We start from the raw sequence: 5,608 nt of genomic DNA on the forward strand, positions 1-5,608 counted from the left end.
AGCTGGCGGATTGGGGAACGCATTTTTCCAAGAAGCCCCCGCTTCGTAATCCTTCAAAATGAATATATCATTCTTTTTCGTAAATAGACCTTACAAAGAAAAATATCACCCCAATGAAATAAGAAGATTAGAAACATTTCATAGGGCAAGCGGATATTTCACTCCAAAGAAAAATATCACGGATATTTTACTCCAAAAAGATATAACGGATATTTTACTCCAAATAAATATCACCTCAATGAAATAAGAAGATTAGAAACATTTCATAGGGCAAGCGGATATTTCACTCCAAAAACTTCCACATTTCTTGACACTAATTTCCCGGGAAAATAGCTCGTGCTTATCAAAAATCAGGAGAATAAAATTATCGTTTATACATTATGTAAACAAGAGGTAAAAATATGCACTTACAGGATATTAGATGGAAACAAAGATTTTCCAATTACAAAAAAGCATTATTTCAATTGAAAAAATTTATTGATAAGAATGAGCTCTCGAATCTTGAAAAACAAGGATTGATAAAATCTTTTGAATATACTTATGAACTTGCTTGGAATACAATGAAAGATTTTTTAGAATATCAAGGAACACAAGACATCATTGGTTCACGGGATACTTTAAGGATTGCATTTAAAACGGGAATAATTGCAGATGCCGAAACCTGGATGGATATGCTAAAAAGTAGAAATAGAACCTCACACACCTACAATGAAGAAATTGCAGACGAAATATGCAATTCAATTGTTGATAAATATTTTTCTCTTTTTGTTATCCTCAAGAATAAAATGGGAAAAGTTCAAAAAAAATCAGAATTAACAATTTTTGATAAGGTATAATATGCGTTTTGGATTGCAAGAAAATGTGATTAAGCAAATTAATTCGATATTTGCAAAAAGTGAATGTGTTGAAAAAGCAATTATTTACGGTTCAAGAGCCAAAGGTAATTTCAAGCCCGGCTCTGACATTGATTTTACATTAATAGGGAAAAAATTAAACCTTCAAGAGTTGAATAAAATCGACCTGATGCTGGATGACTTGATTCTTCCTCAAATTTTTGATTTGTCAATTTTTCGTTATATCCATAATCCTGATCTGATTCAACATATCAATCGCATGGGAAAAGTTTTTTTTCAGCGATAAATATGTAATTGAGTGGTAAAATTCTGATCTGTTTTTTGCCAACCCACAATATTTTAGTTTTTCCAAACCCTAACAATTCTCGTTCCCATCCGCAAGCTGGCGGATTGAGGAACGCATTTTTCCAAGAAGCCCCCGCTTCGTAATCCTTCAAAATGAACATATCATTCTTTTTCGTAAATAGACCTTACAAAGAAAAATATCACCCCAATGAAATAAGAAGATTAGAAACATTTCATGGGGCAAGCGGATATTTCACTCCAAGAAAAATATCACGGATATTTTACTCCAAATAAATATCACCCCAATGAAATAGGAAGATTAGAAACATTTCATGGGGCAAGCGGATATTTCACTCCAAAGAAAAATATCACGGATATTTTACTCCAAAGAAATTTAACGTATGTTTTACTCCAAAAACTTCCACATTTCTTGACACTAATTTCCCGGGAAAATAGCTCGTGCTTATCAAAAATCAGGAGAATAAAAATGCGTTTTTCAAAATCCTTTATACCAACATTAAAAGAAAATCCGGCAGATGCCGAGATTCCAAGTCATAGATTAATGATCAGAAGCGGGATGCTTCGCAAGACAGGAGCGGGAATTTATTCCTATCTTCCGCTGGCAAAACGTGTGATCACAAAAATTGAAGCAATTGTTCGTGAAGAATTAAATAAAATCGGCTGTGAAGAATTGCTGATGCCCGTTTTACAACCTAAGGAAATCTGGGAACTTTCCGGCAGATGGAACGTTTATGGACCGGAACTTATGCGTTTGCAGGATAGACACAAAAGATTTTTTGCTCTCGGACCAACCCACGAAGAAATTATCACATTATTAGCAAAAAATGATATAAAATCCTATAAAGAACTTCCCATAAATTTGTATCAGATTCAAACGAAATTTCGGGATGAAATTCGTCCTCGTTTTGGAGTGATGAGATCGCGTGAATTCATTATGAAAGATGCGTATAGTTTTCATGCAAATGAAGGATCGCTTCAGGAAACTTATGAGGATATGTATGCTGCTTACTCTCGTATTTTTGCGAGATGTGGCTTGAAATGTGTACCCGTAGAAGCCGATGTCGGAGCAATCGGCGGTTCATCCTCTCATGAATTTATGGTTCTCGCAGAAACAGGTGAATCTGAAGTTTTGAGCTGTGAATGCGGCTATGCAGCCACATCGGAAAATTGCCAAATCGCTCCATTAGAAAACGAACAGGGTGAAGAACTTGCTATCGAAAAAATTTATACTCCCCAAAAAAAATCAGTAGAAGAAGTTAGCGGTTTTCTCAATATCGAAAAAAGTAAGATAATAAAAACCATTGTTTATAAATCTGACGAAGATATCGTTGCAATTCTTATTCGAGGTGATAGAGAGATCAATGACATAAAAGTCGCTAATTTTCTCGGTTCGGTGAAACTTGAATTTGCGAGTGATGTTGAAATCGCAAATGTTATGAAATCCGTTGCCGGATTTGTGGGACCGGTTGGAAACAAGAGCGTAAAGATTTATGCTGATAATAATTTGAAAGATTCTGTAAATATGGTTGCCGGAGCGGATGAAATGGATTATCATTTCAAAAACGTAAATCTTCTGCGTGATGTAAACGTATCCGATTATGAGGACTTTGTGCTTGCAAAAGAAGAAGATGCTTGCCCAAAATGTGGAAAACCGATGTCATCTTTCCGTGGAATTGAAGTGGGGCAGGTTTTCAAACTCGGCAATAAATACAGCACAAGCATGAATTCATTTTTCAACGATAAAGACGGGAAAGAAATTCCCTTTGAAATGGGATGCTATGGAATCGGAATAACTCGCACAATGGCTTCTGCAATTGAGCAAAGTTATGATGAACATGGAATTATTTGGCCCATCTCAATCGCACCTTATCAAGTGGAAATACTCAATCTTTCCACGAGAAGTGATGAATTAACCAAATTTTGCGATGATCTCCACGAAGACTTGCAAAAATCCGGTATCGAAGTGCTTTATGATGATCGAGAAGTTCAACCGGGTGTAAAATTTAATGATGCTGATCTTCTCGGAATTCCAATCCAGATCGTGATAGGTAGCCGTGGTTTCAAAAACAAAACAGTGGAAATGAAGTTGCGTCAGGATGGCAAAAAACAAGAAGTGCCACTTGACGAAATAAATGCTAAAGTTCAATCCTTGATCAAGCAATTATTTGAGGAAATTGAAAATTTATAATTTGTTTTATCCAAAATCGGCTTATAAAAATGTTGCATAATCTTTTAAAAAACACGGATATAATTTTAGCATCTCGCTCACCGAGAAGAAAAATCCTGCTCGAACAAGTGGGATTGGATTTTCGTCAAATTCCTTCTGCGATTGAAGAGACCGAAAAGGATATTTCATCGGAAGAATTTGTGATACATTACTCGCGGGAAAAGGCAAAAAAAATTCACAGATCTTTTCCGAACTCGCTGATCATCGGCGCTGATACCGTGGTGCTAATAGATGGGAAACGTCTTGGTAAACCTGCGGATAAAATAGAAGCGAAATATTATTTGCAACAATTATCTGCAAATTCTCACACTGTTCTAACCGGAATTACTGTCCTTTATCAAGAAAAAATAATTTCTGAGATTGCCAAAACAAAAGTGTTCTTCCATGCAATTTCTGAAATGGATCTGCAAGAATATGTTGAAACAGAAGAACCGATGGATAAAGCCGGGGCGTATGGAATTCAGGGATTCGGTAGTCAGTTCATCAAAAAAATCGAAGGTTGTTATTTCAATGTGATGGGATTTCCCATTCCACTTTTTTATGAGATTTGTCGGGAGATTAAAAGAGAAGATTAGCCACGAAATTTCACAAATTTTCACGAAAACGTAAAATGGAAAATCTTGAGTTAATCAACCGGCTGGCGGATTATCGCCCAAAAGGGTGTTTCTGGATAGACATTATTTAGAGTCTGTCCGTAAAGTAGCCTTTTCGAGAAGTCACGGACCATTCAGTGACGAATTGAAAAAATTATCTATTAAGTTAAGTAGCGTTATATTTGTGAGTTGGAAAATCTTACAAGATTTTCCTTTACGGATGGACTCTATTTAAATTGATAAATCAAAATCACATATTTTAGGAGATATTTTGAAATATATGTTTAGAATAACGAAATTGATATTTATCGTATTATTAATAGGATTCTTCCTCGCATCCTGTCAAAATTCTGAAAATCAAAAAGTTGCTTCTCCTGATTCAGTTGGCATTTCTTCAAAAAAGCCAATTTTGGAAAATTTGCAGCAAAATGGAAAAGAAATTACAAATGAAGAAAAACTGCAAATTGTAAATGATTTTTTCAAATCACAAAAGGAAGGGGATCTGAAAAAAGCATTATCCTATCTTACCCGAAAAATACGCTGGAAAGTTTGGGCACCGCTGGAGTTGCCGCTTGGCAGATTATTTTATGGACATAATGAAGTTTTACAGTTTTTTCAAATAAAAAAATTGCTGATGGATGTGGAGCAAGATAAACGAAAAAGTGTTCTTTATAGTAAAAATCAAATTGCCATTCTTGGCTATATGATTGCAAAAGTAAAACCAAAAAATGTAAAATATGAATCCGATTATGTTTGGATATTTACATTTAAAAAGGGAAAAATAGATGTATGCGAATATTTTTTCGATAGTGGAAAATTCTTAAACGCTTATTCTGGGAAAATTCCCCAAATTCCACCGGCACGTCAGGGAAATTAATTTTTTTGGAGAAAAGATTGACAAAAGGCGATGGAAATTAAATTTATGAGCAATCCGTATAAGAAATTTTATTAATTGACTCAAAAGAGAATGTAATACTTTAAGAAAAAGTCTATAAGGAAATTAAGAAATGATAAAAGAAAAATATACGCAATTGTTGTTATTCCACCAAATGAGCGGGATAACAACAATAGGTGTTACACAGAAGTTGTAGGGCATTTAAAGAAACCAAAAAGTAAGAAGCAATGTATTTAAAAAATATAGAGATAGATGCAGTAAGAGCAGATGATGATCAATTTTGGAGAATTCATAGAATTCATATGGTACTTGGTTATGCACAAGCACTTGCTGATATTGATAATAATGAAAAATATTACAAAAATTAAATAATGTCTATGAACATAAAGGCTTACTTTTTATTGATTGGAAAACAAAACCAACTAAAAAAGAGAAAGAATATTGGGATAAAGCATGGGAAAGTGTTTTTGCGAATTATGAAGGCGATTTAATTGAACATACGGTAAACCATTAAGGCAAAAGACAAATGGATAATATAAAAAAAGGAGACAAAAATGTTTATCAATAAAAAAAATTTAATAAAAAGAATATCCAAAAAAAATAGAAATTTGGCAGAACTTTTTGGAAAAATTTTTAACACATTAACAGAAATCGCTACAGAAGTAGAACCCTTACGAATTGATCGCGATGCATTGGAACAACAACTCAAAAATAGAAAAAAGAGAAATATTTA

Annotated in this window: 7 protein-coding genes; all 7 read left to right on the forward strand. The window is 34.0% G+C overall.

The window, feature by feature from the left end; genetic code table 11:
• Positions 1–58 precede the first annotated feature (58 nt).
• The 7 genes from U9P79_02215 (at position 59) to U9P79_02245 (ending at position 5,243) form a co-directional block, all read left to right on the forward strand.
• A complete protein-coding gene (locus U9P79_02215) occupies positions 59–247 on the forward strand; it encodes a hypothetical protein (GenBank protein ID MEA2103443.1) in 189 nt (62 codons plus the stop codon).
• A 154-nt stretch (positions 248–401) separates the two neighbouring features.
• The gene (locus U9P79_02220) at positions 402–836 is read left to right on the forward strand and encodes a nucleotidyltransferase substrate binding protein (GenBank protein MEA2103444.1); all 435 of its coding nucleotides are present in this window, start codon (positions 402–404) and stop codon (positions 834–836) included.
• Between the two features lies 1 nt (position 837).
• On the forward strand, positions 838–1,140 hold the full coding sequence (locus tag U9P79_02225; GenBank protein MEA2103445.1) for a nucleotidyltransferase domain-containing protein: 303 nt from the start codon (positions 838–840) through the stop codon (positions 1,138–1,140).
• 486 nt (positions 1,141–1,626) lie between these two features.
• Positions 1,627–3,348, forward strand: a complete 1,722-nt coding sequence (locus U9P79_02230) for a proline--tRNA ligase (protein MEA2103446.1) — start codon at positions 1,627–1,629, stop codon at positions 3,346–3,348.
• Positions 3,349–3,377: 29 nt separating this feature from the next.
• Positions 3,378–3,962 (forward strand): nucleoside triphosphate pyrophosphatase, encoded by a 585-nt coding sequence (locus tag U9P79_02235; GenBank protein ID MEA2103447.1) that lies wholly within the window; start codon positions 3,378–3,380, stop codon positions 3,960–3,962.
• A gap of 298 nt (positions 3,963–4,260) precedes the next feature.
• The gene (locus tag U9P79_02240) at positions 4,261–4,857 is read left to right on the forward strand and encodes a nuclear transport factor 2 family protein (protein MEA2103448.1); all 597 of its coding nucleotides are present in this window, start codon (positions 4,261–4,263) and stop codon (positions 4,855–4,857) included.
• 245 nt (positions 4,858–5,102) lie between these two features.
• Positions 5,103–5,243, forward strand: a complete 141-nt coding sequence (locus U9P79_02245; GenBank protein ID MEA2103449.1) for a hypothetical protein — start codon at positions 5,103–5,105, stop codon at positions 5,241–5,243.
• The last annotated feature ends 365 nt before the right edge of the window (positions 5,244–5,608 follow it).

The sequence above is a fragment of the Candidatus Cloacimonadota bacterium genome (assembly GCA_034661015.1).
GTDB lineage: Bacteria > Cloacimonadota > Cloacimonadia > JGIOTU-2 > JGIOTU-2 > JAYEKN01.

Excerpts from the sequence above, each read along its gene's own strand:
- U9P79_02240 (MEA2103448.1), top strand. The coding sequence starts at position 4,261 with ATGTTTAGAATAACGAAATTGATATTTATCGTATTATTAATAGGATTC.
- U9P79_02215 (MEA2103443.1), top strand. The coding sequence starts at position 59 with ATGAATATATCATTCTTTTTCGTAAATAGACCTTACAAAGAAAAATAT.
- U9P79_02245 (MEA2103449.1), top strand. The coding sequence starts at position 5,103 with ATGTATTTAAAAAATATAGAGATAGATGCAGTAAGAGCAGATGATGAT.
- U9P79_02225 (MEA2103445.1), top strand. The coding sequence starts at position 838 with ATGCGTTTTGGATTGCAAGAAAATGTGATTAAGCAAATTAATTCGATA.
- U9P79_02220 (MEA2103444.1), top strand. The coding sequence starts at position 402 with ATGCACTTACAGGATATTAGATGGAAACAAAGATTTTCCAATTACAAA.
- U9P79_02235 (MEA2103447.1), top strand. The coding sequence starts at position 3,378 with ATGTTGCATAATCTTTTAAAAAACACGGATATAATTTTAGCATCTCGC.
- U9P79_02230 (MEA2103446.1), top strand. The coding sequence starts at position 1,627 with ATGCGTTTTTCAAAATCCTTTATACCAACATTAAAAGAAAATCCGGCA.